The organism is Bradyrhizobium sp. WSM1253, from assembly GCF_000244935.1.
GTDB classification, from domain to species: domain Bacteria; phylum Pseudomonadota; class Alphaproteobacteria; order Rhizobiales; family Xanthobacteraceae; genus Bradyrhizobium; species Bradyrhizobium canariense.
Window position 1 is genome coordinate 5,203,036 of record NZ_JH600073.1, and the last position, 26,739, is coordinate 5,229,774.

Annotated in this window: 26 protein-coding genes; 11 read left to right on the forward strand and 15 right to left on the reverse strand. The window is 64.6% G+C overall.

Annotated elements, in window-relative coordinates; translation table 11 throughout:
• Positions 1 to 138 precede the first annotated feature (138 nt).
• From BRA1253DRAFT_RS25985 to cyoA, 7 genes are read right to left on the reverse strand one after another with little or no spacing between them, the layout of a single operon-like run.
• Positions 139 to 672, reverse strand: a complete 534-nt coding sequence (locus tag BRA1253DRAFT_RS25985) for a response regulator transcription factor (protein WP_007599266.1) — start codon at positions 670 to 672, stop codon at positions 139 to 141.
• Complete coding sequence (locus tag BRA1253DRAFT_RS25990) at positions 662 to 2,041, reverse strand: ATP-binding protein (RefSeq protein ID WP_007599267.1); 1,380 nt, start codon at positions 2,039 to 2,041, stop codon at positions 662 to 664. Before BRA1253DRAFT_RS25990 ends, BRA1253DRAFT_RS25985 begins: the two co-directional genes overlap by 11 nt.
• Positions 2,013 to 2,873, reverse strand: a complete 861-nt coding sequence (locus BRA1253DRAFT_RS25995) for an SURF1 family protein (RefSeq protein WP_007599268.1) — start codon at positions 2,871 to 2,873, stop codon at positions 2,013 to 2,015. Before BRA1253DRAFT_RS25995 ends, BRA1253DRAFT_RS25990 begins: the two co-directional genes overlap by 29 nt.
• Positions 2,870 to 3,256: a cytochrome o ubiquinol oxidase subunit IV gene (gene cyoD / locus BRA1253DRAFT_RS26000; protein ID WP_007599269.1), complete on the reverse strand. Its 387-nt coding sequence runs from the start codon at positions 3,254 to 3,256 to the stop codon at positions 2,870 to 2,872. Before cyoD ends, BRA1253DRAFT_RS25995 begins: the two co-directional genes overlap by 4 nt.
• Positions 3,253 to 3,882, reverse strand: a complete 630-nt coding sequence (gene cyoC, locus BRA1253DRAFT_RS26005; RefSeq protein ID WP_007599270.1) for a cytochrome o ubiquinol oxidase subunit III — start codon at positions 3,880 to 3,882, stop codon at positions 3,253 to 3,255. Before cyoC ends, cyoD begins: the two co-directional genes overlap by 4 nt.
• Entirely contained in the window at positions 3,883 to 5,880 is a 1,998-nt protein-coding gene (gene cyoB / locus BRA1253DRAFT_RS26010; protein WP_007599271.1) for a cytochrome o ubiquinol oxidase subunit I, read from the reverse strand. It lies immediately after the preceding gene.
• Between the two features lie 11 nt (positions 5,881 to 5,891).
• Positions 5,892 to 7,052, reverse strand: a complete 1,161-nt coding sequence (cyoA, locus tag BRA1253DRAFT_RS26015; RefSeq protein ID WP_007599273.1) for a ubiquinol oxidase subunit II — start codon at positions 7,050 to 7,052, stop codon at positions 5,892 to 5,894.
• Positions 7,053 to 7,234: 182 nt separating this feature from the next.
• On the opposite strand from cyoA, the gene BRA1253DRAFT_RS26020 reads away from it, so the two are divergent.
• Positions 7,235 to 8,560 (forward strand): MFS transporter, encoded by a 1,326-nt coding sequence (locus BRA1253DRAFT_RS26020; RefSeq protein WP_007599274.1) that lies wholly within the window; start codon positions 7,235 to 7,237, stop codon positions 8,558 to 8,560.
• A 122-nt stretch (positions 8,561 to 8,682) separates the two neighbouring features.
• Here BRA1253DRAFT_RS26020 and BRA1253DRAFT_RS26025 read toward each other — a convergent pair whose 3' ends face one another.
• Both BRA1253DRAFT_RS26025 and BRA1253DRAFT_RS26030 read right to left on the reverse strand, forming a co-directional pair.
• A complete protein-coding gene (locus BRA1253DRAFT_RS26025) occupies positions 8,683 to 10,074 on the reverse strand; it encodes a M48 family metalloprotease (protein WP_018452960.1) in 1,392 nt (463 codons plus the stop codon).
• A gap of 131 nt (positions 10,075 to 10,205) precedes the next feature.
• Entirely contained in the window at positions 10,206 to 11,000 is a 795-nt protein-coding gene (locus BRA1253DRAFT_RS26030) for a thermonuclease family protein (protein ID WP_007599283.1), read from the reverse strand.
• Between the two features lie 297 nt (positions 11,001 to 11,297).
• Between BRA1253DRAFT_RS26030 and BRA1253DRAFT_RS26035 the strand changes: the two genes are divergently transcribed.
• From BRA1253DRAFT_RS26035 to BRA1253DRAFT_RS26050, 4 genes are all read left to right on the forward strand, one after another.
• Positions 11,298 to 12,503, forward strand: a complete 1,206-nt coding sequence (locus BRA1253DRAFT_RS26035; protein WP_007599285.1) for an ABC transporter substrate-binding protein — start codon at positions 11,298 to 11,300, stop codon at positions 12,501 to 12,503.
• Between the two features lie 120 nt (positions 12,504 to 12,623).
• Positions 12,624 to 13,412 carry an enoyl-CoA hydratase gene (locus BRA1253DRAFT_RS26040; protein ID WP_007599286.1) on the forward strand — a complete coding sequence of 263 codons (789 nt, stop codon included), beginning with the start codon at positions 12,624 to 12,626 and terminating at the stop codon, positions 13,410 to 13,412.
• Positions 13,413 to 13,414: 2 nt separating this feature from the next.
• Positions 13,415 to 14,164, forward strand: coding sequence for a hypothetical protein (locus BRA1253DRAFT_RS26045; RefSeq protein WP_007599288.1), 750 nt, complete (start codon positions 13,415 to 13,417; stop codon positions 14,162 to 14,164).
• Between the two features lie 186 nt (positions 14,165 to 14,350).
• The gene (locus BRA1253DRAFT_RS26050; protein WP_007599290.1) at positions 14,351 to 16,465 is read left to right on the forward strand and encodes an acetate--CoA ligase family protein; all 2,115 of its coding nucleotides are present in this window, start codon (positions 14,351 to 14,353) and stop codon (positions 16,463 to 16,465) included.
• Between the two features lie 77 nt (positions 16,466 to 16,542).
• Here BRA1253DRAFT_RS26050 and BRA1253DRAFT_RS26055 read toward each other — a convergent pair whose 3' ends face one another.
• The 3 genes from BRA1253DRAFT_RS26055 to BRA1253DRAFT_RS26065 are packed head-to-tail and all read right to left on the reverse strand — an operon-like array spanning position 16,543 to position 19,619.
• Positions 16,543 to 17,361 (reverse strand): enoyl-CoA hydratase/isomerase family protein, encoded by an 819-nt coding sequence (locus BRA1253DRAFT_RS26055; protein WP_007599292.1) that lies wholly within the window; start codon positions 17,359 to 17,361, stop codon positions 16,543 to 16,545.
• 15 nt (positions 17,362 to 17,376) lie between these two features.
• On the reverse strand, positions 17,377 to 18,537 hold the full coding sequence (locus BRA1253DRAFT_RS26060; RefSeq protein ID WP_007599295.1) for an acyl-CoA dehydrogenase family protein: 1,161 nt from the start codon (positions 18,535 to 18,537) through the stop codon (positions 17,377 to 17,379).
• A 17-nt stretch (positions 18,538 to 18,554) separates the two neighbouring features.
• Positions 18,555 to 19,619 carry an acyl-CoA dehydrogenase family protein gene (locus BRA1253DRAFT_RS26065; RefSeq protein WP_007599297.1) on the reverse strand — a complete coding sequence of 355 codons (1,065 nt, stop codon included), beginning with the start codon at positions 19,617 to 19,619 and terminating at the stop codon, positions 18,555 to 18,557.
• Between the two features lie 250 nt (positions 19,620 to 19,869).
• On the opposite strand from BRA1253DRAFT_RS26065, the gene BRA1253DRAFT_RS26070 reads away from it, so the two are divergent.
• Positions 19,870 to 20,655, forward strand: a complete 786-nt coding sequence (locus BRA1253DRAFT_RS26070) for an SDR family NAD(P)-dependent oxidoreductase (RefSeq protein ID WP_007599300.1) — start codon at positions 19,870 to 19,872, stop codon at positions 20,653 to 20,655.
• A gap of 146 nt (positions 20,656 to 20,801) precedes the next feature.
• Here BRA1253DRAFT_RS26070 and BRA1253DRAFT_RS26075 read toward each other — a convergent pair whose 3' ends face one another.
• Together BRA1253DRAFT_RS26075 and BRA1253DRAFT_RS26080 are read right to left on the reverse strand one after the other, a co-directional pair.
• Positions 20,802 to 21,074 carry a GlsB/YeaQ/YmgE family stress response membrane protein gene (locus BRA1253DRAFT_RS26075; protein WP_007599301.1) on the reverse strand — a complete coding sequence of 91 codons (273 nt, stop codon included), beginning with the start codon at positions 21,072 to 21,074 and terminating at the stop codon, positions 20,802 to 20,804.
• A 31-nt stretch (positions 21,075 to 21,105) separates the two neighbouring features.
• Positions 21,106 to 21,687: a YidB family protein gene (locus BRA1253DRAFT_RS26080; protein ID WP_007599303.1), complete on the reverse strand. Its 582-nt coding sequence runs from the start codon at positions 21,685 to 21,687 to the stop codon at positions 21,106 to 21,108.
• A 158-nt stretch (positions 21,688 to 21,845) separates the two neighbouring features.
• On the opposite strand from BRA1253DRAFT_RS26080, the gene BRA1253DRAFT_RS26085 reads away from it, so the two are divergent.
• Positions 21,846 to 22,847, forward strand: a complete 1,002-nt coding sequence (locus BRA1253DRAFT_RS26085) for a 2-dehydropantoate 2-reductase (protein WP_007599305.1) — start codon at positions 21,846 to 21,848, stop codon at positions 22,845 to 22,847.
• A 36-nt stretch (positions 22,848 to 22,883) separates the two neighbouring features.
• The gene (locus BRA1253DRAFT_RS26090) at positions 22,884 to 23,099 is read left to right on the forward strand and encodes a hypothetical protein (protein WP_007599307.1); all 216 of its coding nucleotides are present in this window, start codon (positions 22,884 to 22,886) and stop codon (positions 23,097 to 23,099) included.
• Positions 23,100 to 23,277: 178 nt separating this feature from the next.
• Here the strand turns inward: BRA1253DRAFT_RS26090 and BRA1253DRAFT_RS44570 are convergent, their stop codons facing one another.
• On the reverse strand, positions 23,278 to 23,910 hold the full coding sequence (locus BRA1253DRAFT_RS44570; RefSeq protein WP_007599309.1) for a hypothetical protein: 633 nt from the start codon (positions 23,908 to 23,910) through the stop codon (positions 23,278 to 23,280).
• 208 nt (positions 23,911 to 24,118) lie between these two features.
• On the opposite strand from BRA1253DRAFT_RS44570, the gene BRA1253DRAFT_RS26100 reads away from it, so the two are divergent.
• From BRA1253DRAFT_RS26100 to BRA1253DRAFT_RS26110, 3 genes are read left to right on the forward strand one after another with little or no spacing between them, the layout of a single operon-like run.
• Positions 24,119 to 25,636 carry an AMP-binding protein gene (locus BRA1253DRAFT_RS26100; protein WP_007599311.1) on the forward strand — a complete coding sequence of 506 codons (1,518 nt, stop codon included), beginning with the start codon at positions 24,119 to 24,121 and terminating at the stop codon, positions 25,634 to 25,636.
• Between the two features lie 26 nt (positions 25,637 to 25,662).
• Complete coding sequence (locus BRA1253DRAFT_RS26105; protein WP_007599313.1) at positions 25,663 to 26,301, forward strand: RraA family protein; 639 nt, start codon at positions 25,663 to 25,665, stop codon at positions 26,299 to 26,301.
• Positions 26,302 to 26,330: 29 nt separating this feature from the next.
• Entirely contained in the window at positions 26,331 to 26,702 is a 372-nt protein-coding gene (locus BRA1253DRAFT_RS26110; protein WP_007599315.1) for a dimethylsulfonioproprionate lyase family protein, read from the forward strand.
• The last annotated feature ends 37 nt before the right edge of the window (positions 26,703 to 26,739 follow it).

Consider the following 26,739-nt stretch of genomic DNA (forward strand, 5'->3'; position numbering starts at 1 on the left):
GGCCGGGCTTTTTGTTTGGGGCGCCGGATGATCTTGCTCGGTCCGTAGGGTGGGTTAGCCGAAGGCGTAACCCACGATGCTGCCGCAAAGAAGTGGTGGGTTACGCTTCGCTAACCCACCCTACAAAGTTAACCAACCTCACTTCACCGGCCGCTTCTCGAGCTTCCGCGCCAGCGTCCGCCGGTGCATCCCGAGCCGTCTTGCCGCTTCCGAGATGTTGAAATCGGTCTCGATCAGGGTCTGGTGGATGCGTTCCCATTCCAGCGTCTTGATCGATGTCGGCCGGGCGTCGAGCGCAACCTCGGCATTGCCTGCGGCCTTGTTGAAGGCGGCCTCGATGTCGTCGGTGTTCGACGGCTTGGCGAGATAGTGGCATGCGCCGAGCTTGATGGCCTCGACCGCGGTGGAAATGCTGGCGAAGCCCGTCAGCACCACGATCAACATCTCCGGATCGTGCGTGTGCAAGAGTTCGACACAGGCGAGCCCCGAGGCGCCGCCGAGCTTGAGGTCGACGACGGCATAGCCGAACGATCGCTCCTCCAGAACTTTCCGCACGTCCTCGATCGAGGCGGCGAGCACGACCTCGTAGTCGCGGCGCTCGAACGAACGCTTCAGGGTGCGGGCGAAGCCGGCATCGTCCTCGACGACGATGAGCGAACGGTCAGGCGTCAAAGCTGCCTCCGATCGCGAGCGTGGCGAGCGGCAGCGTGAGGCGGACCGTGGCGCCGCGCTTCCTGTGGTTCTCGGCAGTCACGCTGCCGCCAAGCTTGCGCACCACATTCACCACCAGGAACAGGCCGAGCCCGCCGCCGGCGCGGCCCTTGCTCGACTGATAGGGCTTTCCGAGCTGTGCCAGCATCTCCGGCGCAAAGCCGGGGCCGCGATCGCTGATCGACAGCACGAGATTATCGCCCTCGCGCTCGGCAACGAGCTCGACCCAGTCGCGCGAGACCTCGTAGGCGTTGTCGAGCACGTTGAAGATCACCTGTTTCAGCGCGACGTCTGAGGCGATCGCGACGTCTTCGCCGAAGGTGTTGACGAAATACAGCGTGCGCGCCGAGCGCGCGTCGCGCCACTCTTCCACCAGCGCCGTGACGAAAGCCGCCACCGTCGTCGGCGACGATCCTTCGCCGCGGGCTTCGCCCGCCGACACCAGAATGCCTGTCACGATCGACTTGCAGCGTTGCAGCGAGGTCTCCATCTCCGCGAGGTCCTCGGCCAGCTCCTGATCGGCGGCAAGGTCGGGCATGCGGCGCCAATCGCCGAGGATGACCGAGAGCGAGGCGAGCGGCGTCCCGAGCTCGTGAGCCGCGCCGGAGGCGAGCAGGCCCATGCGCACGATATGATCCTGCTCGGCGGCATGCTGGCGCAGCGCCGCCAGATGCGCGTCGCGCTCGCGCAAATTCCTGTTGATGCGGGTGACGAACACCACCAGCAGCACGGCGTTGAGCACGAAGCCCAGCAGCATGCCGGCAACCGTGAGCGTATAGGTCTCGCTCAGCGGGTTCGGCGGCAGATCGAGCGGCCGATAGGCGACGGTCAGCCAGACGAAGCTCGCGCAGGTCAGCGCGACCAGCGACCAGGTCGAGCGGCCATCGAGCAGCACCGCGCCCAGCGTCACCTGGAGCAGGAACAGCGAGGTGAAGGGATTGGTGGCGCCGCCGCTGAGATAGAGCTGCGCGGTCAGCGCAGCGACGTCCAGCATCAGGGCGACCAGCAGCTCGTTGTTGGTGATCGCGGCGCGATGGCGCACCCACACCAGGCTGGAGACGTTGAGAAATATCAGTGCGCCGATCACCGCGCCCATGCGGGTGAGAGGCAGGGGAATGCCGAGCCAGACATGCACGCCGCCGATAGTCACGATCTGCCCGACCACTGCGGTCCAGCGCAGCTGGATCAGCAGCGCCATGTTCTTGCGGTTGGTCTCGTCGTCGGTCGGCGCAGCGCCGATCAGCTCGCTGCGCGCGTCCGCCTGCGATTGCAGCGTGACGGCGACATGCGTTCTTCCGTCGTCAGGTGGGCTCGACGATCGTTCCAGCATCTGATCCCGTCCTGCGGGCGTCGGCATCGGAGCCGTCGGCCGCTTCGTGGACGAAGCCGCTCCAGGGCTTCCTGCGGCGGAACAGCCCGCCGCCGAATGTGACGATAAGTCTGCCGGCTAGCATGAAAGCCAGGGCAAACCACGTCAGCGCGTAGATCAGGTGGTTATTGGGAAAGCTGATCACGGTCAATCCGCCGATTGGGCCGCCGCCGGATTGTGATCCAGCGTCGGCATCGACGAAGAAGGGCGCGACATGGTCGAGGCCGCGTGCCGCCGCAATCGCGGCAACATCCCGCGAGTACCAGCGATTATGCTCAGGCACGTTGGTCCTGAGGAATCCGCCTTTTGGCTCCGTGATGCGCAAGAGGCCGGTGATCTCGACCTGGCCGTCCGGATTGCCGTCCCGGCGCGTCGACGCGTCGCGCCGGTCGGACGGCACGAAGCCACGGTTGACCAGGACCAGCGTGCCGTCGCTACGCCGAAGCGGTGTCAGCACCCAATAGCCCGGGCCTTCCTCGGTGACGGCCTGAACCAGCGTCTCACGGTCATGCATGAAACGGCCGCTGACGCTGACATGCCTGTATTCGTCGTTTGCGGCGGAGACGGTCGGCCATGCCGCCGGCGAGGGGATCGGCTGGGCCGGGGCATGAACGCGCTGCTCGACGCGGTCGATCAGCGCCAGCTTCCAGGCGCGGCGTTCGATCTGCCAGACGCCGAGCGCGATCAGAAGTGCAATGGCCGCGAGCGAGAGGACCGTGAGCCACAAGGACGGGTGCGCAGCGTCGCGGCGCGCCCCGTTTGCCTTGCTCGTCTCGGTCCGGATTTCGTTCATTTCATCCCGTTCATCTGGTGGATCGGCATCATGTTGCTGTTGAGATGGTTCATCACCCACAGCGAACCGGACAGGGCGATCACCACCATGACGATGGTGAAGATCAGCGCCATCATACTCCAGCCGTTCTCGGACGTCGTGTTCATGTGCAGGAAGTAGATCATGTGCACGACGATCTGCACGACCGCGAAGGCCATGATCACGAGCGCGGTGATCTGCTTGCTCGGAAGCGCGCCGCTCATCACCAGCCAGAAGGGGATCGCGGTGAGTACGACCGAGAGCACGAAGCCGAGCATGTAGGTCGAGAACGAGCCGTGCGCGTTGGCATGGCCGTCACCATGGTGATGATCGTCCGCGTGGGCGACGTGAGTATCGGTGTTCATCGCAGAACTCCCAGGAGATAGACGAAGGTGAAGACACCGATCCAGACCACGTCCAGGAAGTGCCAGAACATCGACAGGCACATCAGGCGGCGGCGGTTGGCCTCGATCAGGCCGAACTTCCAGACCTGCACCATCAGGGTCACCAGCCAGATCAGGCCGCAGCTGACGTGCAGGCCGTGCGTCCCCACCAGGGTGAAGAAGGCGGACAGGAAGGCGCTGCGCTGCGGCGTCGCGCCTTCATGGATCATGTGGGCGAACTCCGACAGCTCGATGCCGATGAACGCGGCGCCGAACAGGCCGGTGATCGCCAGCCAGATCTGGGTCTGGGCGATCTTGTTCTGCTGCATCGTCAGCATCGCAAAACCATACGTGATCGACGATAGCAACAGCATCGAGGTGTTCACCGCGACCAGCGGCAGCTCGAACAAATCCTTCGGCGCCGGACCGGCGGCGTAGTTGCCGCCGAGCACGCCGAAGGTGGCGAACAGGATCGCGAAGATGAGACAGTCGCTCATCAGGTAGATCCAGAAGCCGAGCGAGGTGCTGTAGCCTTCCGGATGCGGGTGTTCGTCGGCGAGGTAGAACACCGGCTCGCCGGTTTGCGTGGGATTGACAGCGACAGTCATTTACTTGGCTCCGGCGAGCAGTTTGGTGCGCGCGTCCTCGGCCCGGATGACGTCCTCGGCCGGAATGTCGAAATCGCGGTGATAGTTGAAGGTGTGACCGATGCCGACGGCGAGCATCGCGATGAAGCTCGCGGCGGCCAACCACCAGATGTACCAGATCAGGCCGAATCCCATCGCGGTGGCAAGGCCGGCGAGGATGATGCCGGTGCCGGTGCTGCTGGGCATGTGGATCGGCTTGAACCCGGTGAGCGGGCGCTGATAACCGCGCCTCTTCATGTCCCACCACGCGTCATTGTCGTGAACGACAGGAGTGAAGGCGAAGTTGTAGGCCGGCGGCGGCGAGGAGGTCGCCCATTCCAGCGTACGCGCATCCCAGGGATCGCCGGTGACGTCCTTGAGCTGCTCGCGCCTGAGGAAGCTGACTGCGAACTGCATCAGCATCGAGAGGATGCCAAGGAAGACCAGGAAGGCGCCAATGCCGGCGACGATGAACCAGATCTGCAGGCTCGGATCGTCGAACACGCGGAGGCGGCGGGTCACACCCATCAGGCCAAGCACATAGAGCGGCATGAAGGCGAGATAGAAACCCGTGACCCAGAACCAGAACGACAGCTTGCCCCAGAACGGGTCGAGCTTGAAGCCGAACGCCTTCGGGAACCAGTAGCCGATACCGGCGAACGCGCCGAATACGACGCCGCCGATGATCACGTTGTGGAAGTGCGCGATCAGGAACAGGCTGTTGTGCAGGACGAAGTCGGCCGGCGGCACCGCGAGCAGCACGCCGGTCATGCCGCCGAGCACGAAGGTCAGCATGAACGCGATCGTCCACATCATCGGCAGCTCGAAGCGGATGCGGCCGCGATACATCGTGAACAGCCAGTTGAACATCTTCGCGCCCGTCGGGATCGAGATGATCATCGTGGTGATGCCGAAGAAGGAGTTGACGCTGGCGCCCGACCCCATCGTGAAGAAGTGGTGCAGCCAGACCAGGTACGACAGGATGGTGATGACCACCGTGGCGTAGACCATCGAGGTGTAGCCGAACAGCCGCTTGCCCGAGAAGGTCGAGGTCACTTCCGAGAAGATGCCGAAGGCGGGGAGAACCAGGATGTAGACCTCGGGATGACCCCAGATCCAGATCAGGTTCACGTACATCATCGGGCTGCCGCCGAAATCGTTCGTGAAGAAGTTGGTGCCGACGTAGCGGTCGAGAGAGAGCAGCGCGAGCACGACGGTCAAAACCGGAAAGGAAGCGACGATCAGCACGTTGGTGCAGAGCGCGGTCCAGGTGAACACCGGCATCCGCATCATGGTCATGCCGGGGCACCGCAGCTTGACGATGGTGCAGATCAGGTTGATGCCGGACAGTGTCGTTCCGACGCCCGCGACCTGTAGTCCCCATATGTAATAGTCGACGCCGACATCCGGACTGTAGCCGATGTTCGACAGCGGCGGATAAGCGAGCCACCCGGTGCGGGCGAATTCGCCGATGAACAGCGAGGCCATCACCAGCACCGCGCCGCCGACCGTCATCCAGAAGCTGAAATTATTCAGGAACGGGAACGACACGTCGCGCGCACCGATCTGGAGCGGCACGACGAAGTTCATCAGGCCGGTGACCAGCGGCATCGCCACGAAAAAGATCATGATCACGCCGTGGGCGGTGAAGACCTGGTCGTAGTGATGGGAGTTGAGATAGCCCTCCGAGCCGCCGAAGGCGAGGGCCTGCTGCAACCGCATCATCAGCGCGTCGGCGAAGCCGCGCAGCAGCATCACGATGCCGAGGATCATGTACATGATGCCGATGCGCTTGTGGTCGACGCTGGTGAACCACTCGCTCCAGAGATAACCCCAGACGCGGAAATAGGTCAGGCCGGCAAACATGATGAGGCCGCCGGTCGCCACCACGGCAAAGGTGCCGACGACGATCGGCTCGTGCAGCGGCAGCGATTCGACGGTGAGCCGGCCGAAGATGAGCTTGAGAAGATCAGGAGACATGCGGGATCTCTTTACGAATCTGACTTCGGACGTTGTCCGAGGAAGAAGGACGAGGACTTCAGCGGCGTGAAACTCGGCCGCTTCAGGCCGGCGCCGAGCAGCGGCGCGGTGTCGAGAGGCGCCGTGATGGAGGCGGTGGTCCTGCCCTGCGGCGCATCGGGCGTGCAGGTGCCGGCGACGAAGGTCGGCTCCGGCCCAAGCGCCGTGCCGCGGCGGGCGTACTTGTCGTAGGCCAGCGGCAGCGTGTTGTTCAGGCCCTCATGGCCGAGGCCGCCCTTGGCGTCGATTGCCATCATCTCGCTCTGGCACATCTTGCCGGTCTCGACGCACATGTTGAGGATCAGGCGGTAGAGATCGGAATCGACGGTGCCGTAGCGCCGCACCGGCTCGTTCTGGCTGGGTTTTTCGAGCTGGAGATATTCGGCGCGGCCGAGCGAGCCGCCGCCGGACTTGGCGCTTGCGATCCAGGCGTCAAAGCCCTTGTCGTCGAGACCCTGGAAGTTGAAGTGCATGCCGGAAAAGCCGGCACCGCTGTAGTTCGCGGAAAAGCCCCGGTAGGTGCCGGCGTGGTTCACGACGGCGTGGAGCTTGGTCTCCATGCCCGGCATCGCGTAGATCTGGCCGGCCAGCGCGGGGATGTAGAACGAGTTCATCACCGAGGACGCGGTGATGCGGAAGTTGATGGGACGATCGACCGGAGCTGCCAGATCGTTGACAGTGGCGATGCCGTAGTCCGGATAGATAAAGAGCCACTTCCAGTCGAGCGCGACGACGTCGACCTCGAGCGGGGCCTTGGACTGGTCCACGGCGCGGTCGGCATGGATGCGGCCGAGCGCGCGATAGGGGTCGAGCAGATGCGTGCCCATCCAGGTCAGCGCGCCCAGGCAAACGATGATCAAGAGCGGCGCCGACCAGATCACCAGCTCGAGGCTGGTCGAGTGGTCCCATTCCGGCTCGTAGCGGGCGTCGGTGTTAGACTGGCGATAGCGCCAGGCGAACAGCACCGTCAGCGCCATCACGGGCACGACAATCAGGAGCATCAGGACGGTGGAGATGATGACGAGGTCGCGCTGCTGCGCTGCGATATCGCCGGCCGGCGCCAGCACGACGTAGTTGCAGCCGCTGAGCGCAACCGCCAGGGGTAGCAGCGCTAGAATCTTGAAACGGGACAAGGGCCGAGCCTTATGAGAATGAGTTTCTTTTGCGGGGCCAAGGGGTAGCTGCGGCGCAGCAATCCGGACATTGGACAATTTGTCCAATGTTGCACTGCGGGATGTTGCGCCAGACAAGGCTAGATTGCCTGGCGCCTCGCCGGGCGGTCGGCTTTGGTTTTCAGGACGTTAAGGGCGCGCGAATGGCGATGGCACAGACCCCCGCAATGGCAGACCACTCGGGCGAGCACGGCCACGACCAGGCCAGTCCCGGCGAGATCGCTATCGGCGTCATCATCGGCCGCACCTCGGAATTCTTCGACTTCTTCGTCTTCGCGATCGCCTCGGTGATCGTGTTCCCGCGCCTGGTGTTCCCGTTCACGAGTGAACTGACCGGCACCCTCTATTCCTTCATGATCTTCGCGCTGGCCTTCATGGCCCGGCCGATCGGCACCGTCATTTTCATGACGGTCGACCGCGAATACGGCAAGACGGCCAAGCTGATCTCGGCGCTGTTCCTGCTCGGCACCGCCACCGTCGCGATCGCGTTCCTGCCCGGCTATCACGAGATCGGCGTTGCCGCGATCTGGCTGCTGGCGCTGGCGCGCATCGCACAGGGTCTGGCCTGGGGCGGCGCCTGGGACGGCATGGCCTCGCTGCTGGCGCTGAACGCGCCGCCTTCAAAGCGCGGCTGGTACGCGATGGTGCCGCAGCTTGGTGCGCCGCTCGGTCTGATCGTGGCGAGCGGGCTGTTCGCCTATTTCGCCGGAAATCTCTCGGCCGACGACTTCTTCGATTGGGGCTGGCGCTATCCGTTCTTCGTCGCCTTTGCCATCAACGTCGTGGCGCTGTTCGCGCGCCTGCGCATGGTGACGACGGAAGAATATGCCTCGCTGTTCGAGACCCGCGAATTGCAGCCCTCGCGCATCTCCGAGACGGTGGCGCGCGAAGGCCAGAACATCATGCTCGGTGCGTTTGCGCCGCTGGCAAGCTTCGCTCTGTTCCATATGGTCACGGTGTTTCCGCTGTCCTGGGTATTCCTGTTCACCCGCGAAAGCCCGGTGCGCTTCCTGATCATCGAGATCGTCGCCGCCGTGTTCGGCGTCGGCGCGATCGTGCTCTCCGGCGTCATCGCCGACCGCGTCGGCCGCAAGTCGCTGCTGATGGGATCGGCGATCGCGATCGCGATCTACAGCGGCTTTGCCCCGCAGCTGCTCGATGCCGGCGCGTTCGGCGAGACCATCTACATGGTGATCGGCTTCATCCTGCTCGGTCTGTCGTTCGGCCAGTCGTCGGGTGCGATCGCCTCGAACTTCAAGCAGGCGTATCGCTACACGGCTTCGGCGCTGACCTCCGACATGGCCTGGCTGTTCGGCGCCGGCTTTGCACCGCTGGTCGCGCTGTTGCTGGCGACCAACCTCGGCGTCATCGCCTCGGGTGCGTACCTGCTGTCGGGCGCGTTCTGGACCTTGCTCGCGCTCTGGCTCAGCGGCCAGCGCGAGGCCGGCGATATGGACGCGGGGCGCTGATCGGGCGGAGCTTGTAGGCTGGGCAAAGGCGCGTAAGCGCCGTGCCCACCATCTTTCAATAATCCTGATCGGGAATGGTGGGCACGCTTCGCTTTGCCCACCCTACGGCAGTTTAGCGTACGTCAATCCGCCACGACCTTCACACGATCGCGCACCTTCACCTGCGCGTTGCGATCGAGCCCGTTGAGGACGCGAAAACGTTCGGCCGGGTGATCGACGCCAGCCATGCGGTGGGAGAGGGATTCCACGGTGTCGCCGGGCTGCACGGTGATGACCTTGATGCGCAGCGGGCGCGCGGCCTGGATCTCGTCGAGCGTCAGGCGGCGGAATGAACCGACGGTCTCGCGCGCATTGCGCTCGCTCTCGGTGGACTTCTGCCGTGCCGCGAAGATGAAGCGGTAGACGTCGCTGCCGAACCGCAGCGCATAGACCTTGAACTGCCACTGGTCGCCCTTGGCGGTGGCGGACGCAGCCGGAAAACCGTTGATGGTGATGTCCTCGGTGGAGGCCTTCTCGACGCCTTCCATCCAGCCGGAATTCAGGTAATCGCCGAGCGACTGTTCAGCCGGCACCCGCACGACGTCGAACCGCATCGCCTGCGAGCCGCCGTCGCGCACGCCGATCACGGCCTGCGCAGTGTTGTCGAGCGTAAAATTGTCCGGCGCCTGGAAGGTGAAGCCGAGCTTCGGATGCAGGAAGCGCCGGCCGCGGACAAAACCTTCGCTGGGGTCTTCGCCGTAGACGAGATTGTCGATCGCGGCGAGATAGGTCTCGCGGTCGCGCTCGCCGCCCTCTGGCGCTGCGTATTGCCGTGCGATGGTCTGCGCGTTCTGCACGCGCTCGGGCGTTGCCGGATGCGACGAGGTGAAATCCTGCGCGCGCGGATCGAGCGAGGTCTTGCCGACCTTCAGTTCGGCATTGCGCTCCATCGCCGAGAGAAAGCGTGCGGCACCATAAGGGTCGAAATGGGCCTTGGCGGAAATGCCGACGCCGACGCCGTCGGCCTCGAACTCCTGATTGCGCGAAAAGCTCGCCATCGTCAGCTTGGTCTTGGCGAGCGCGAGCGCGGTGAGATCGGGATCGTTGCTCATGTCGGTGACGACGCGGGTGACGATCGCGGCCTGGCGGGCCTGGTCCTCGCGCATCGCCGCGTGCTTGGACAGCACATGCGCCATCTCGTGGCTGAGCACGGAGGACAATTCCGACGTATCGCTCGCCAGCGCAAGCAGGCCCCGCGTGACATAGAGCTGGCCGTTCGGCAGCGCGAAGGCGTTCACCGCGCCGGAATTGAGGATCGTGACCCGGTAACCCTGGTCGGGCCGGTCGGACGCAGCGACCAGCCGGTCGACGGTCTTGGTGACGAGCGATTCGAGCCTGGGGTCGTCATAGGTGCCGCCATAGCTCGCCAGGATGCGCTCATGCTCCTTCTCGGTGGCGGGGGTCTGGGCGACGGCCGGCTTCGGCTTGGGCATCGCGACGGTCGGCGGGGCCGCCGCGGTCTGGAAGCGGCCCATATCGCCGCAGCCGCCAAGGGCTGAACCCAGCACGAGGCATAGCACAGCCGGCGCTGCCCGCAGGCGGCGTTCACCTTGTCCGTGCCGTCCTAGCACCCCATTCACGTCGCTTAACCCGTGCCTGGCCCTTTTTAGGGCCTTACCCCTGTCGGCTCGTTTGCGCCCAGCAACTCGATTTGTCCTACGAGGCGTATATCGATACGCGGCCCCGTATTCCCCTCAGCCCAGCCTCGGACACGAATACGTTTATTTTCCAGAGACTTAAGAGCGATCCCGGCGCTTTCGAACGCGGGTACCATGCGCTTTGAAATAGTCACGGCGAAGCCGCGTGTCCAGTTTCGTCCGAAGTTGAGGTAGGTCATTGCCCCAGCTTGCCGGACCGACAGGACTTTGCCTTCGACCACCACAAAACGCCCGATCCCCGCCAAAATATCGTCCGGACTTTCCGCGTTTTTTATGGCCGACGGGTCAGCCCAGCTGCCCTTTTTTTGGCGCCTCGCCTCGGCCTCCGACGCCATCAGGGCCGCCGCGCAGTCCTTATCGGCAATCTCGGCGGAGACGATGGCGTCGCCCTGGGCGAGGAGCGTCGCCTGCACGGAGATGTCGCTCTCGCCGACAAAGACCAGCGCGCCCTGGCGGCCATAGCGGTCAGGCGTGTCGTCGGCGCTGCGCAGGATCACGTCGTGCCCGACCAGCAGCGAGGTCAGCGCCTGCTTCGTGGTCGCGGTCGGCTCGATGCCGGTCAAGCGGATTTCCCGGCCGTCATCGAGCCGCAGACTGCGCGCATCGATCGCGGTGACGCGGCCTTCGCCCTGGGACTCGAACTGGCACGGGCTCGCGAATGCGCTCTGCCCCGCGACGAGAAGGATTGCGATCAGCTGAAGCCGTTGCGTCACGTTGCCCGGTGAGGTTGCGTTGCGCTCCAATTATAACTCAAGCGCGGTGGGGCGCGAAGACTGTTTGTTCATACTCCGTCATTGCGAGCGCAGCGAAGCAATCCAGAGTCCCTCAGAGGAAAGATCCTGGATTGCTTCGCTGCGCTCGCAATGACGGCGGAGGCACTCTTCCGCATCTCGTCATTCCGCTTTGCGGAAAGCGCGTGTTGATCGCTCATCTGCATCGTCCCGCGCGCTTGCTGCGCTGTCGCGCATGCGGCATGATTGCGGCAACACCAATAACCAAGCCGCCATCAGAGTACGGCGCGATAAGGGAGGCCTTTTTCGATGAAGCATGTTGTGTCGGGTATTTTTGCTGCTGCGTTGGCGCTGAGTGCAAGCGCCGCACAGGCCCAGGACAAGCCGCCACTGAAGATCGGCGGCATCCTCGACATGTCGAGCCTGTATGCCGACATCACCGGCCCCGGCAGCGAGACCGCGGCCAAGATGGCCGTGGAGGACTTTGGCGGTGAGGTGCTCGGCCGCAAGATCCAGGTGCTGGCTGCCGACCATCAGAACAAGGCCGATCTCTCCGCCAATATCGCCCGCGACATGCTCGACAATCAGGGCGTCGAAATGATCTATGACGTCGCGGCGTCCGCGACCGCGCTTGCCGCCGGCGAGATCGCGAAAGCGCGCAACAAGATCATCATGTTCAACGGCCCGGGCTCGATCCGCCTCACCAACGAGGCCTGCGGTCCCTACACCATTCACTATGTGTTCGACACCTACGGCCAGGCCAATGTGACCGGCCTTGCGGCCGTGAAGTCGGGCCTCGACACCTGGTACTTCCTCACCGCCGACTACGCCTTCGGCCAGGATCTGGAGAAGGACACCAGCGCCGTCGTGACCAAGACCGGCGGCAAGGTGCTCGGCAGCGTGCGCCATCCGCTCAACACGTCGGATTTCTCGTCGTTCCTGCTGCAGGCCCAGGCCTCGAAAGCAAAGGTGATCGGGCTCGCGAACGCCGGCGGCGACACCGTCAACGCCATCAAGCAGGCGGCCGAGTTCGGCATCACCAAGGGCGGCCAGAAGGTCTCGCCGCTGCTCGCCTTCGTGACCGACATCGACTCGATCGGGCTCGAGACCGCGCAGGGCCTGTTGCTTGCGGAGGCCTTCTACTGGGATCTCAACGACGACACCCGCGCGTTCTCGAAGCGCTTCCAGGAGCGCATGAAGCGGCCGCCGACCTCGGCGCAAGCCGGTGTCTATTCGTCCGTGACGCACTATCTGAAAGCAGTGAAGGCGGCCGGCACGACCGATGCCGCGACGGTGATGAAAGTGATGAAGGAGACACCGATCAACGACTTCTTCGCCAAGAATGGCAAGATCCGCGAGGACGGCCGCATGTTGCACGACATGTACCTGTTCGAGGTCAAGAAGCCGTCGGAATCCAAGGGCCGCTGGGACGACTACAAGCTGCTCGCCACGGTGCCCGGCAGCGAGGCGTTCCAGTCGCTGGAGCAGTCGCGCTGTCCGCTGGTGAAGAAATAAACACCGTCATTGCGAGGAGCGAAGCGACGAAGCAATCCAGGCTGTCTCCGCGGAAACGCTTCGCTCGCAATGACGAGTGTGGTGATAGATCAAGCAAAACAACGACAAGGGAGACGTCCCATGAACGACATGGTTCTGCAGAAGCTCGAGGGTGGGCTGCTCACCATCACCATGAACCGGCCCGAGCGGAAGAACGCGCTCAACCCGGACATGGTCGCCGGGCTGGTCGTGGCGGCGCGTCGCGCGGCTGATGATCCGGAGGTGCGCGCGGTCTTGTTGAAGGGCGCGGGCGGCTCGTTCTGCGTCGGCGGCGACGTCAAGTCGATGGCGGAGGGCCGGGCGCCGCTGCCGTTCGAAGTGAAGATGGCGAACCTGCGCCGCGGCATGGAGGTGTCGCGCATCCTGCACCAGATGCCGAAACCCGTGGTGGCGCAGCTCGATGGCGCGGCGGCCGGCGCGGGTCTGTCGATGGCGCTGTCGTGCGACCTCCGCGTCGCCTCCGAATCCTGCAAGATCACGACCGCGTTCGCAAAAGTCGGCTTCTCCGGCGATTACGGCGGCACCTATTTCCTCACCCAGCTGCTCGGCAGTGCGCGGGCGCGCGAGCTCTATCTGACCTCGCCGGTGCTGACCGCGAAGGAGGCTCATGCGATCGGCATGGTGACCAAGGTCGTCCCCGACGCCGAGATCGACGCGGCCGCGCACGAGCTCGCGCTGTCGCTGGCGCAAGGCCCGTCGATCGCGCTCGGCTTCATCAAGCGCAACATCAACAATGCCGAGCATCTCGCGCTGGAGGATTGCTTCGACGGCGAGGCGATCCACCACACCCGCTGCAGCGACACCGAGGATCACAAGGAGGCCGCAAAGGCGTTCGTCGAGAAGCGCAAGCCGACCTTCAAGGGCGCATGACGATGGCGCCCTATATGCGGTTGCGGCAGATCTGCCTGGTCGCGCCGCAGCTCGCGCCCGTGATCTCCGACATCGCTGATATCATGGGCCTCGCTGTCTGCTACCGCGACGGCAATGTTGCGAAATACGGCCTGGAGAACGCGCTGCTGCCGGTCGACACGATCCTGCTGGAGGTGGTCGCGCCGTTCAAGGACGGCACCACGGCCGGCCGCTTCATCGAGAAGAGCGGCGGGCGCGGCGGCTACATGGCGATCTTCTGCTGCAACGATCCCGACGAGCGCGGTCGTAACGCCAACGCGCTGGGCGTGCGCACCGCCAACGTCATCGACCACGCGCCCTATCACGGCGTGCAGCTCCACCCCCGCGACTGCCGGGCCGCCTTCATCGAGTTCAACCACACCGAAGGCAGCGACGACATTTTGGGGCCGTATCCACCTGCCGGCCCTGACTGGCAAAAATTCATCCGCAAGGACGTGACGCAGGCGCTGACGAGCGTGGAAATGCAGAGCCCGGACCCGCAACGGCTGGCCGAGCATTGGGGCAAGATCATCGGCGTTGCGCCGGGTGGCGATGCCGAACTGAAGCTGCCCAACGCAACATTCCGCTTCGTGAAGGGCGCCAGCGAAATCATGAGCGCGCTGGAGTTTCGGGTCACTGATGTTGCCGGCGTGCTGCATGCTGCGAGGGCGAAGGGACATGCCGTGGCGGGCAACGAGTTCTTGCTCGGTGGGGTGACGTTCCGCGTCAGTTGAGTGCTTGGTAGTGATCCGTCACCCTGAGGTGCTCACCTCTTCGGCGAGCCTCGAAGGGCGACGGCCACCGGCGGGGCCGCTCATCCTTCGAGGCTCCCCGCACGGTGCTATGCACCGCGCGGCTCGCACCTCAGGATGACGGTCTGGATACGGCGGGTGCACGAAGAATAAGAAGGGGATCACTCCATGCCGCATCCGCTCGATAGCTTCTTTGCACCCGCCAGCATCGCGCTGATCGGTGCCTCGCGCGATCATGAGAAGATTCCGGGGCGGCTCTTGTCGATGTTGCGCAAGAACGAGTATCCCGGAAAAATCTATCCGGTGAACCCGAATTACGCCGAGATCGACGGCCTCATTTGCTACAAATCGATCACCGACATCGGCGCGCCGATCGATCTCGCAATCATCCTCATCCCCGCCCGCGCGGTGCTTGCCGCGCTCGAACAATGCGCCGCCGTCCGCGTGAAGAACGCCGTCATCATCTCCTCCGGCTTTGCCGAGGAGGGTGGGGAGAGCGCGGCGATGCAGGACGCGATCGCGGCGCTGGCGAGGCGGACCGGCATGCGGATTTCCGGTCCGAACGCCGAGGGCTTTTTCAGCCAGATGCAGCGCGTGGCGGCGACGTTCAGTCCCGCCGTGGACGTCAAGCCGGGCGTGGTGCCGCTGGTCGCCGCGACGAAGCGGATCGGCATCGTCGCGCAGAGCGGCGGCATCGGCTTTGCCTATTATCACCGCGCCAGCGCGCTCGGCATTGCCGTGAGCTATGTCGTCAGTGCCGGCAACGAATCCGATCTCGGGGCCGGCGAGTTCCTGGACTACATGGTGCAGGACGCTTCCACGGACGTGATCCTGCTGTTCATCGAAGGCATTCGCGACGTCGACAAGTTTCTCGCGGCAGCGCGGCGCGCGGCCGAGTTGAAAAAGCCTGTCATCGTGACGAAAGTCGGCCGCTCCGGCGCCGGAATGCGCGCTGCCGCCTCGCACACCGCGAGCATGGCCGGATGGTCGGCGGCCTACGACGCGGTGTTTGCCAAATATGGCTTCATCGTCTCCAACGATCTCGACGAAGCCCTGACGATCGCAGCGGTGCTTGCGAGCAATCCGTTGCCGAAAGGCGATCGCGTCGCCGTCGTCACCGTCTCCGGCGGTGCCGGCATCTGGGGCGCCGATGCCGTGGCGCTGCAAGGTTTGCAGATGCCGGAGCTCTCCGAAAAAGTCCAGGCGCAGATCAGGACGCTGATGCCGTCCTACGGAACCGCGCGCAACCCGATCGACGTCACCGCGCAGGGCGTGACCTCGGGCGGCTTGCAAAAGAGCGTCGATGTGCTCACCGCATCCGACGAGATCGACGCGATCCTGGTCGTGCTGTCGCTGTCGAGCGAGATCCGCAAGCCCTTTAGGGAAGCCGAGCTGACGCCGGTGCTGGCAGCGCAGCACAAGCCTGTGGTGTTCTATTCCTACACGGTGCCGTCCGATTTCGCCCGGCGCGAGCTTGCCAAATCCGGCGTCGTGGTGCTCTCGGGCCTCACCCATGTCGGCGTCGCGATGCGGCAACTCGTGGACTACGCCAAGTTCAAGCTCCAGAAGCCCTTGGACGTTGCGCAAGTCCCTGTGCGGGACATCTCTGCGCACCTGCAATCGCCGGCGCTCTCGGAAGCCGACAGCAAGGCATTGCTCCGCACCGCGGGCATCGCGCTGCCGGACGAAGTGCTGGTGAAGGACAAGGGCGGGCTCGACGACGCCGTCGCCCGCATCGGCTTTCCGCTGGTGCTGAAGATCCAGTCGCCGGACATCGCGCACAAGAGCGAGGTCGGCGGCGTGCGCGTCAATATCACCACAAAGGGCGAAGTGTTTCTGGCGTTCGAGGCGCTGCTCAACAACGCGCGCAAGCACAGGCCTGAGGCGGCCATCCAAGGTGTGCTGGTCGGCCCAATGGCGAAGCAGGGTGTCGAGATCATCATCGGCACGATGACGGACAAGACGTTTGGGCCGATGGTGATGGTGGGCCTCGGCGGCATCACGACAGAGCTATTCCGCGACGTCGTCTACCGCCCGGCGCCGGTCGGCGCAGAAGAAGCCGGCGCGATGCTGGCGCGCTTGAAAGCCGCACCGCTGCTGACAGGATTTCGCGGGGCCGCGATGGCGGATGTTGCGGCACTGTCGCAGTTGATCGCGGATATCTCTCTGCTTGCCGCGCAGCATGCAGAGGAGATCGCGGAGATCGAGCTCAACCCGGTGCTGGTGCACGCCGAAGGCCAGGGCGTGACCATCGTGGATGCGCTGGTGGTGGGGCGGAGATAACAGTCACAATTAACGCCTTCGCCGGGACGACATGGGAAGTTGTGGCCGCGCCAAAGTGATCCGGCCAAAAGTCGGAATCACCGCCCCCTGAAATTCGCCGCCCGCCGCTCTTCCGTGGCCTTCACGCCTTCCTTGAAGTCTTCCGTCGCGCGCAGCCGCGTCTGCTCCTCGAGCTCGTGATTGGTCGCCGCCATCACGCGATCGGCGAGGCCAGCGCGCATGGTGGCGCGGGTGGAGACGAGGCCGAGCGGGGAGCATTCGGCGATTTCGCCGGCGAGCTTCAGTGCGGCCGCCTTGACCTGGTCCTGCGGCACCAGTTCGTTGGCGAGGCCCCATTTGAAGGCCTCTTCGCCGGTGACGCGGCGGCTGGTGTAGAACATCAGCTCGGCGTTGTTCTTGCCGATCAGCTCGGGCAGCGTCACGGTCAGGCCGAAGCCGGGATGGAAGCCGAGTTTTGTAAAGTTCGCGGAGAAGCGCGCTTCGGGGCAGGTGACCCGGAAGTCCGCGGAGACCGCGAGGCCCAATCCGCCGCCGATGGCGGCGCCCTGCACGGCGGCGACGATCGGCTTCTTGGCGCGGAAGATGCGCACGGCCTGGATGTAGAGGTGATTGATCGCCCCGAGGCTGTCGGCCGGATCGCCCTTGGCCGTCTTATCGGCTTCGCGCGCCTCTTGCGCCTGTCGTGCCGGGTCCTGGAAATTGGCGCCGGCGCAAAACGCCTTGCCTTGCGCTGACAGTACCGAGCTGCGGATCTCGATGTCGCGATCGAACTCGTCGAGCGCGTCCGCGATCTGGTTGATCAGCGAAATGTCGAAGAAGTTGAGCGGCGGGCGGCGGATCTCGATGGTGCCGACGTGACCAACTTTTTCGACGCCGATATCTTTATAGGTGCTCATGATGTCCTCGAAGAGTTAGCGCAAACCAAGCCCGCGCGCGATGATGCCGCGCAGCACCTCGGTAGTGCCGCCCTGGATGGTGAGTTTCGGCGCGGTCTTGATGGCGAAATCGAGCTGCCGCTCCAGCGTCTCGCGGTTGGTCGCGGTCTCCTCGACGAAAGCGGCGAGATCGCGCACGCGGTGCGGCAGCTGCTGCTCCCACACCGTGCCGATGTCCTTGACGATGGAGGCTTCGACGACCGGCTCCTTGCCCGCTTGCAGCATACCCGCGACCGAGACCGACATGCGCCGCATGGTGTGGAGCTGCGCCACCAGCCGGCCGATGCCTTCGGCACTGCGGGTATCAGGATTGGGGCCGACCGCGCGAACCAGCTCGGTCAGCACGTAATAGGTCTCCAGGAAACGCTCGGGGCCCGAACGCTCATAAGCGAGCTCGCTCGTCGCCTGCTTCCAGGCGCCGTCGACTTCGCCGAGCACGTGATCGTCGGGTACGAAGAAATCGGTGAACACGACCTCGTTGAACTCGTACTGGCCGGTGATCTGGCCGATCGGGTTCACCCGGATGCCCGGCTGCTTCATCTTGACCAGGAACTGCGTCAGGCCGTGACGGCGGTTCTCCTTGGTCGGCTGCGACGTCCGGAAGATCGCGATCATGTAATCGGCGATGTGCGCCGACGAGGTCCAGATCTTGGTGCCGTTGATGAGATAGCCGCCGTCGGTCTTGGTCGCGCGGGTCTTCGCGGCGAACAGGTCCGAGCCGGAGTTCGGCTCGCTCATGCCGATCGCGAAGCAGATCTCGCCGCGGCAAATGCGCGGCAGGATGTCCATCTTGATGTGCTCGGGCGCGTACTTGATCAGCACCGGTCCGCTCTGGCGGTCGGCAACGAAGAACCGCCGCGTCGGCGCGTTGGCGACGCGCATCTCCTCGGTCACCACGTAACGTTCGAGGAACGAGCGCTCCTGGCCGCCATATTTTTTCGGCCATGTCATGCCGAGCCAACCCTTGGCGCCGACCCGGCGTGAAAATTCCGGCGCGTCGGTGTCTTCGCGGTTGGGCTTGTGCGGATCGAAGGTGCCGGCCGCGATTTCCTCGGCGAGGAAGGCGCGCACTTCCTTGCGCAATTGCTCGCATTTCTCGGGCAGGCGGATCGGATCGAAACGGAGGGCAGCGGTCATTGTTGTCTCGTCCCTGATCAGCGCGAAGCCACGAGCGGCCATAATTCGTCGGCGCCGCGGTTGGCAATGAGCTTGCCGAGCTCGACGGCCCAGTGGCTTTCCGAACCGAAATCGTCGCGCCAGGCCAATGCCCGCAGCGAATAGCGGTGCAGGATGTGCTCCAGGGTGAAGCCGATCGCGCCATGGACCTGATGCGCAATGGCGCCGCCCTTTTCCGCGGCTTCCGCGCAGCGGATTTTCGCCGAGGCGGCTTCGAGGTAGACCGCGTCGTCGAACGATCTTGCGTTCGCGATGGCATCGGCGGCCGAGGTCGCCGCGGCAAGAGCGGCAGCCGACTCGCCGGCGAGGCGGGCGAGATTGTGCTGCACCGCCTGGAATTTGGAGATCTTCTTCTCGAAGGCGACGCGCTCATTGGAATAGCGCACGGAGATGTCGAGCATTGATTCCAGCGCGCCCGCGATCTGAAGGCTGCGCGCGACGCCGCCCATCAGCATCATTGTGGTCTGGTCAAAGCCCTTCGGGGCGGGTTTGATGGCGACGGGCTGGACCTTGTCGAGCGTAACGGTGTCGCTGTGGTCGTAGCCGACATTGAGTCCGGTCTCGATCCGACCCTTGCTTGCGTCGACCAGTGCGATCGAGGCGCCGTCCTTGCCGTGGGCCAGCACTGCGAAGTGCTTTGCCGCCTTTGCGAAGGGCACGCCGCGAGCTCGGCCGGAGAGCGCACCATCGGCATCCAAGGTGATGCGATCCTTGGGCGAGGCCGGCAGCACCGTCATCTCGCCCTCGGGGGATGCGATCTTCGCCTGCGCCAGCAGCCAGCCGGCCAGCATGGTTTCGGCCAGGGGAACCGCGACTGCGAAACGGCCGGCGGCGTTCAGCAGCGCAAAACCGTCGGCAAGACTCGCGCCGGAGCCGCCGAGATCGTCCGGCACCCAGGCCAACGGCAGGCCGGCTTCGCTCAGCGCCTGCCACAGCGGCGCCTGCCACGAATCCTTCTTGTCGTTGTTGACGGTCTGCGGATCGGCGAGATCGGCGAAGATTTTCTCCGCGGTCTCGACGACGATATTGTCACTCTCCGCCACAGCGTTCCCCGTGTCTTGCCATTGGCGCATCCGGCCCAGTAGGGGCGGACGCGCAGGTTCTTCTTGCGCCCGATGATCCGAAAAAGCCATGGCCCTGACAAGCGTTGATCGCAGATCAACCTGCGGCGCGGGCATGGGCGCAAGGGACTATAGAAGGCTAATTCCGCTTAGCGGAGTTTGCTCGATTTGCAGGGCGCGGCAAACTCGCTAAACAGAACGTCGATATTCAATCAAGGGGAAGGACATCCGGATGGCCAAGGACAGTTTGTACGCAATCGTGACGGGGTCCGCCTCCGGCCTGGGTGCTGCGACCGCGGAAATTCTCGCACGGAGCGGGGCGCGGCTCGTCATCAACTATTCCTCGAGCCAGAAGGAAGCGGAGGCGACCGCGGAGCTTTGCCGCAAGGCGGGCTCACCGGAAGTTCTGGTCGCGCAGGGCGATGTCTCGAAGGATGACGATTGCCGCAAGATCGTTGCGGCAGCTGGCGGCTGGGGCCGGCTCGACGTGCTCGTCAACAATGCCGGCACCACCAAGCATGTCGCCCATGCCGATCTCGACGGATTGTCTGCGGAAGATTTCCAGCGCCTGTACGGCGTCAACACCATCGGCCCGTTCCAGATGGTGCGCGCGGCGCGCAGCCTGCTCGAGGCCGGCGCCAAGGCCTCTGGGCGGCCGTCCGCCGTGGTTAACATCTCCTCGGTCGCCGGCATCAGCGGCGTCGGATCGTCGATCGCCTATGCCGCGAGCAAGGGCGCGCTCAACACAATGACGCTGTCGCTGTCGCGTGCGCTGGCGCCGCTGATCCGCGTCAACACGGTGTGTCCCGGCTATATCGACACACCCTGGTTCACCAAGGGCCGCGGCGAGGCGGGCGCCAAGCAGGTGCGCGACAGCGTCGTGGCCAAGGTGCCGCTGAAGGTCGCATCTTCGGCGGAAGACATCGCCCAGCTCGTCTGCTTTCTGGCGATGCCGGCCTCTAGCAACATGACCGGCGAGGTCGTGCGCATGGATGCGGGGATGCATTTGGTGACGTGATCGCGAGGCACACTCTCTCCACGTCATGGCCGGGCTTGACCCGGCCATCCACGTGTTGCTGCGCGGATCAAAAGAGGTGGATGCCCGGGTCAAGCCCGGGCATGACGATGAGGTGGCGGTGTGCCGCTTTCGGGCGCTTTGAAGCGTCAACCCTTGATCACGCCGCTCGCCACCAGCCGGTGCCAGATAAACAGCACCACCACGGCGCCGACGGTGGCCATGATGAATCCCGCGCCCTGGTCGGGACTGTAGTGCCCGATGGCCTGGCCGATGAACGTCGCGAGAAACGCGCCGGCGATGCCCAGGATGGTGGTGAGGATGAAGCCGCTCGGATTGTTCGGTCCCGGCGCCAGCCAACGCGCGATGAGGCCGGCGACGAAGCCGACGACGATGATCCACAACAAGCCACCCATGCTCATGTCCGTGCTCCCCTCGTTTGACTAAACTAAATCAGACTCTGCCCGCGATCTCTTGCTCGGTCGGCAGCCGTCCGTCCGGCGTCAGATGATCGACCACCTGCGGCAGATATTGGCTGAGGCCGGAGAGCAGTTCGTCACGCGACAAGCCGCTCTGGGCCGACAGGCTCTCGATCTGGTCGGCGCCGAGCGCATTGGCGAGATCGCCTGGTGCGATCGCCTTGTTCTCGCCCTTGCCGACCCAGGTATTGGCAGTATCGCCATGACCGCTCTGCTGGAGCTGGTTGAGGAGATCGCCGAGACCGCCGCTGAGCACGCTGCCGGCCGCGCCGCCCGCGAGCAGGCCGCCAAGGCCACCCTTCAACAGGTCACCGAGGCCGCCGCCAGCGCCTGCATTCACCGACGGGGGGAGATGCGTCGGCGTCGGTGCCGGGGACGGCTGCGGCGCGCTGCCGGTTTGGTTGCCGCTCAAATGCTTGAATGCCTTCCAGGCGAGCAGGCCAAGGAGCGCCATGGTCATTGGCGACATGCCGCCGCTGGATGAGGATTGTGAACTCGGCGTGCTTGGGCCGCGCGGGCCGTTCTGCATGCCGTTGAGGACGTCGAGCAAACCCATGGCGTTCTCCCTTGGCGCTTTCTTGCTGGTAACAAGCCCCGATCGAAAACATATGAGGCCGTCATGACGGTTACAAGGCGATTGCGCCGCAACTGCGGGAATGGGCAGCAGGCAGCGCCTCTGCTATCGAGGGCAGACCGTTAAGGAGACAAGCCAAGGTGGTTACGGATCGACCGATCGTGGTGGCCGGCGCAGGCGCCATCGGATGTTTCGTCGGCGGCACCCTGGCGGCTGCCGGCCGCCGCGTCGCGTTCTTGGTGCGGCCGCGGGTGAAGGCCGAGATCGAGCGGTTCGGCCTGCTTCTGACCGATTTCGACGGCTCCGAGAAGAAGATCGGCGCGGGCCAACTCGCGCTGTCGGAAGATCCCGCGATCTTCCACAGCGCCGGCATCGTGCTGGTCACGGTGAAGAGCGCCGACACAGCCGGTATCGCGGACCAGATCGCGCAGCATGCGCCGCAGGAGGCCGTCATCGTCTCGCTGCAAAACGGCGTCGGCAATGTCGCGGTGCTGCGCGAGCGCCTCGGCGACCGCCGCGTGCTCGCCGGCATGGTGCCTTTCAACGTGGTCGCGATGGGCGAGGGCCGCTTCCACCGCTCGACCTCCGGCGACATTCATGTTGGTCAAGATGATACGAACACGGCCGCAGCGCTGTCGGTGCCGGGGCTCACCATGCGCGCGAGCCGTGACATCATCGGCGTGCAATGGGGCAAGCTGATCATCAATTTGAACAACGCGCTCAGCGCCTTGTCCGACATGCCGCTCGCCGCGCAATTGGCGAACCGCGACTGGCGACGGCTGTTCGCCGATCAGATGGCGGAGGGGCTGGCTGCAATGAGGGCTGCCGGCATCACACCGGTCTCGGCGACGCCGATCCCGTCGTCCTTGACGCCGACCTTGCTGAGACTGCCCGACCCGATTTTCAACCTGATCCTGGGAAGGACCATGAAGATCGATCCCGAGGCGCGTTCCTCGATGTGGCAGGATTTGAAGCAGGGCCGCAAGACCGAGATCGACTATCTCCAGGGCGCGATCATCGCGCTCGCCGAGCAGAACAATGTCAACGTGCCGCTGTCGCGCCGCATTGTTGCGCTGATCAAACAGGCTGAGGCCGCGGGCAAGGGTCCGCCGCGGCTGACGCCGCAGCAGATTCGCGGGTAACGCATGAGTGCAGGCTGCGCGAGGGGAGGAGCAACGATGAAGCGTCGTCTGATGATCGGATTCGCGCTGGCCGTGCTCTGCGCCGCGTCCTTGGTCGCGGAGGCCCGGCCGCCGACGGTCATGAACTCTCCCGGCTATGACAGGCGATTGCAGGAGAGCAGGTCGCAGTTGGGCAGTTCTCCGACCACAACGGCGCCAGTGAATGCGCCGGTTGCTCAACCGAAGCGCAGCAAGAAGAAGCACACGAACTGAGGCCGCATCCTCAACCGTCGTCCCGGCGAAGGCCGGGACCCATAACCACCGAATTGGATTTGGCGAAGACTCGCGGTTACTAGTCTCGCGCCACAACTACCCCTCGGGGTAATGGGTCCCGGCCTTCGCCGGGACGACGGCGGAGGGTGTAGCTCTGCCGGAATGACACCAAAGCAACTCAGCCCTTCTTCGCCGGCTTGCTCGGCGTCGGGCTGAACAGCTTCTTGATGTCGTTCAAACCATCCGACAGCCGCGGCCATTCGCAGGAGAACGAGCCCTTGGTGCAGGGCGCGCCCTTCGGCCGCGGCCGCGCGTCGCCGATGGCGGCCTGCTGGACCTTGGGCCGCTCGACCGGCACGGGCACGCGCTCGACCTCGGTTCGCAACGCGACCCGCTGGAGCTGCTGCACCTGTTGTTCCTGCTGCTCGCGCTGCTGGCGCGCGGTAGCTTGAGCGGCTTCATTGCTGCGACGCTGATTGGCGAGATAGGCGGTGTAGGCTTCGTCGATCTTCTTCTGCTCCTCCGGCGTCGGATTGGGGCCGGCGATGTCGAAGGTGCGGTCCTGGAGGAAGTCGTAATAGGAATAGCCGCCGCCTGCCTTGCGCCGGCCGGCGAATTTGGCGTTGCAATCGGCAAGCGCAGCCGTCTTCTCGGATTTGGTCGTGGCTTTCTCGGCGGCGTCGGCGCAGGCCTCGAAGTCAACAGGCGCGCGCTTCCACCATTGTGCCTGGGCATGCGACGGCGCCAGCAGGAAAAATCCTGCTGCGGCAACGACAAGCGCCGCACGACGCGATGCAACTACGTCCGACATTCTACGAGAGCATTCCTTGCAAAACTCAACCCGAACTGAGTCGGGCTGATTTTTGCCCCTTTATGGCCGGCTTGTCACCCATGGAACCCGGGATTTTCATGGCTGTGATGCTGACATTTTTTGCTTGACGTGGCGCAGGAGTCACAGCGTCACTTCATCCTGCGTTCGCCTCATTGGCGACGCCAAGAAAACGAAGTGGAAACGCCTGATGTTGCTGCCCCTGTCCGATGTGCCGCGCTGGTACGCCGAGCGCAAACCGCAAGGCACGATCGCCGTCCGTCACGGGCAGGATACGCTGACATGGGACGCGCTCGAACGCGGCGCCAACCGGCGCGCACGGGCGTTCATGGCCAAGGGCGTCAGGCCCGGCGATTTTATCGCAATCGGTTTGCCCAACGGCAATGCGTTCTTCGAGACCTCGTTTGCGGTGTGGAAATGCGGAGCGACGCCGACCTCGCTGTCATGGCGGCTGCCGCGCGGCGAAGCCGCCGCGGTGCTCGATATCCTGAAGCCGGCGCTGGTGGTCGGCGGCGAAGCCGATTGGAATGCGCCGAACCGTCTGCCCGCGGATTTCATGCCGGAAGGGTTTTCGGACGAGCCGCTCACCGCACCGGTGGCGCGCTATTGGAAAGCGATGACCAGCGGCGGATCGACCGGGCGGCCGAAGGTGATCCTCGATCACCAGCCGGCCGTGATCGACACGGTCGCCGCGCCGCCGCTCAATATTCCCTTTGGGGTCTCGCTGCTCAATCCCGGTCCGCTCTATCACAATGCGCCGTTCATCGTGTCGCATTACGCGCTGTTCACCGGCGGCCAGCTCACCGGCCTCGTCAAGTTCGACGCCGAGGAGGCGCTGCGACAAATTGCGCGCGAGCGCGTGCAATGGGTCAATTTCGTCCCGACCATGATGCACAGGATCTGGGCGCTGCCGGAGCACGTGCGCAACGCCTACGACGTGTCGAGCCTGCAGACCGTCTTCCACATGGCCGCTCCGATGCCGCCCTGGCTGAAGGAGAACTGGATCGCCTGGCTCGGGCCTGAGCGGATCTGGGAGCTCTATGGCGGTACCGAGCGACAAGGCTCCTGCATCATCTCCGGCACGGAATGGCTGACGCACAAGGGCTCGGTCGGCAAGATCGGCGAGATGGCGCGCTTGCGCATCATCGGCGAGGACGGCAACGACGTCGCGCCGGGCGAGAGCGGCGAGATCTATTTCCTCAACAATGACGGCAAGGATGCCACCTATCACTATCTCGGTGCCGAGCCGAAGCGCCGCGCCGACGGCTGGGAATCGCTCGGCGATATCGGCAGACTGGATGCGGAAGGCTATCTGTATCTCGGCGACCGCCTCGCCGACATGGTGCTGCGCGGCGGCGCCAACATCTATCCGGCCGAGGTCGAAGCTGCCGTCTCCGCCTGTCCGGGCGTGCGCTCCTGCGTGGTGGTGGGATTGCCCGATCCGGAATTGGGCCAGCGCGTGCACGCCATCATCGAGCCGGATTGCGATGCGGACGGTCAGGCCATCGCCGACGGCATGGCGGATTTCCTCAAGGACAGGCTGAGCCGCTACAAGCATCCGGAGAGTTTCGAGATTGTCAGCGCCCCGCCGCGCGACGATTCCGGAAAAGTTCGCCGCACGCTGTTGCGCGACGAGCGCGCAACATGGATGAAGGAGGGGCGCGCCTTCCGGATTTTGCCGGCAAGGGCGCGGGCGCACGCCGATTAAGAGAATTCACGGGAAGGACTGAGATTATGACCATCACCATCGCCGCGAAAGCCGTGCCGAAGCCGCCGGCCGAGATCATCGAGGGTTTTCGCGGTGCGCCGACCTCGGTCATTTCGGACAATCTCGGCCGGCTGCCGGGCGCGGTGGGGCTCAAGCCCTATCATCGCGGCGCCAAGCTGGTGGGCACGGCCTTCACGGTTCGCACCCGTCCCGGCGACAATCTCGCCATCCACCGGGCGCTCGAACTGGTGGGCCCCGGCGACGTCATCGTGGTCGATGGCGGCGGCGATGAGACCCGCGCGCTGGTCGGCGAGATCATGAAGAATATCGCGCAATGGCGCAAAGCCGAAGGCTATGTCATCGACGGCGCGATCCGCGATGTCGCGGCGTTCGCGGCCGATGACTTTCCCTGCTACGCTCGCGCGGTGATCCACCGCGGCCCCTACAAGAACGGCCCCGGCGAGATCAACGTACCTGTCACGATCGGCGGCAGCGTGATCTCCCCCGGCGACATCGTCGTCGGCGACGAAGACGGCGTGGTGTCGTTTGCCGCCGCAGGTGCCGCGGCGCTGCTCGACGCCGTGCGCGCCCAGGTCGCGCGCGAGGAGGAGACGCTGAAGGCGATCCGCGAGGGCCGTTATCAGGGCTCGTATGGCAAATCCTGATCAGCAAAAAAAAACGGGGAGAGAATAGCGTGAGCCAGAAGGACGAATTCCACAATCTCGACGATACCGGCGACGGATTGTTTCGCGAGCTCGCGGCAGGGGTGACCACGCGCATCTTCTCCGGCGAACAGGCGATGCTGTCGGTGGTGACGCTGGCGCCGCATGCGCAAGGCACGCTGCATCATCATCCAGAGGAGCAATGGGGCGTGCTGCTCGACGGCTCCGCCATCCGCGTCCAGGGCAGTGAGGAGATTGCCGTGAAGAAGGGCGATTTCTGGCGCACGCCCGGCAACGTGCCGCACACCATGCGCGCCGGCCCCGACGGCGCCCGCGTGCTGGACATTTTCAGCCCGCCGCGGCCAGAATACAGAAAAGCGGGATCCGGTTTCGGAACGACTTAAAGCGCCAAGAGCAAAAGCCGGGCGCGAGAAAACAGGG

Coding starts and splice junctions, on each gene's coding strand:
- BRA1253DRAFT_RS25990 (WP_007599267.1), bottom strand. CDS start 2,041: ATGCTGGAACGATCGTCGAGCCCACCTGACGACGGAAGAACGCATGTC.
- BRA1253DRAFT_RS25995 (WP_007599268.1), bottom strand. CDS start 2,873: ATGAACGAAATCCGGACCGAGACGAGCAAGGCAAACGGGGCGCGCCGC.
- cyoD (WP_007599269.1), bottom strand. CDS start 3,256: ATGAACACCGATACTCACGTCGCCCACGCGGACGATCATCACCATGGT.
- cyoC (WP_007599270.1), bottom strand. CDS start 3,882: ATGACTGTCGCTGTCAATCCCACGCAAACCGGCGAGCCGGTGTTCTAC.
- cyoB (WP_007599271.1), bottom strand. CDS start 5,880: ATGTCTCCTGATCTTCTCAAGCTCATCTTCGGCCGGCTCACCGTCGAA.
- BRA1253DRAFT_RS26020 (WP_007599274.1), top strand. CDS start 7,235: ATGGCGATGGCACAGACCCCCGCAATGGCAGACCACTCGGGCGAGCAC.
- BRA1253DRAFT_RS26025 (WP_018452960.1), bottom strand. CDS start 10,074: ATGGGCCGCTTCCAGACCGCGGCGGCCCCGCCGACCGTCGCGATGCCC.
- BRA1253DRAFT_RS26035 (WP_007599285.1), top strand. CDS start 11,298: ATGAAGCATGTTGTGTCGGGTATTTTTGCTGCTGCGTTGGCGCTGAGT.
- BRA1253DRAFT_RS26040 (WP_007599286.1), top strand. CDS start 12,624: ATGAACGACATGGTTCTGCAGAAGCTCGAGGGTGGGCTGCTCACCATC.
- BRA1253DRAFT_RS26045 (WP_007599288.1), top strand. CDS start 13,415: ATGGCGCCCTATATGCGGTTGCGGCAGATCTGCCTGGTCGCGCCGCAG.
- BRA1253DRAFT_RS26050 (WP_007599290.1), top strand. CDS start 14,351: ATGCCGCATCCGCTCGATAGCTTCTTTGCACCCGCCAGCATCGCGCTG.
- BRA1253DRAFT_RS26055 (WP_007599292.1), bottom strand. CDS start 17,361: ATGAGCACCTATAAAGATATCGGCGTCGAAAAAGTTGGTCACGTCGGC.
- BRA1253DRAFT_RS26060 (WP_007599295.1), bottom strand. CDS start 18,537: ATGACCGCTGCCCTCCGTTTCGATCCGATCCGCCTGCCCGAGAAATGC.
- BRA1253DRAFT_RS26070 (WP_007599300.1), top strand. CDS start 19,870: ATGGCCAAGGACAGTTTGTACGCAATCGTGACGGGGTCCGCCTCCGGC.
- BRA1253DRAFT_RS26075 (WP_007599301.1), bottom strand. CDS start 21,074: ATGAGCATGGGTGGCTTGTTGTGGATCATCGTCGTCGGCTTCGTCGCC.
- BRA1253DRAFT_RS26080 (WP_007599303.1), bottom strand. CDS start 21,687: ATGGGTTTGCTCGACGTCCTCAACGGCATGCAGAACGGCCCGCGCGGC.
- BRA1253DRAFT_RS26090 (WP_007599307.1), top strand. CDS start 22,884: ATGAAGCGTCGTCTGATGATCGGATTCGCGCTGGCCGTGCTCTGCGCC.
- BRA1253DRAFT_RS44570 (WP_007599309.1), bottom strand. CDS start 23,910: ATGTCGGACGTAGTTGCATCGCGTCGTGCGGCGCTTGTCGTTGCCGCA.
- BRA1253DRAFT_RS26100 (WP_007599311.1), top strand. CDS start 24,119: ATGTTGCTGCCCCTGTCCGATGTGCCGCGCTGGTACGCCGAGCGCAAA.
- BRA1253DRAFT_RS26105 (WP_007599313.1), top strand. CDS start 25,663: ATGACCATCACCATCGCCGCGAAAGCCGTGCCGAAGCCGCCGGCCGAG.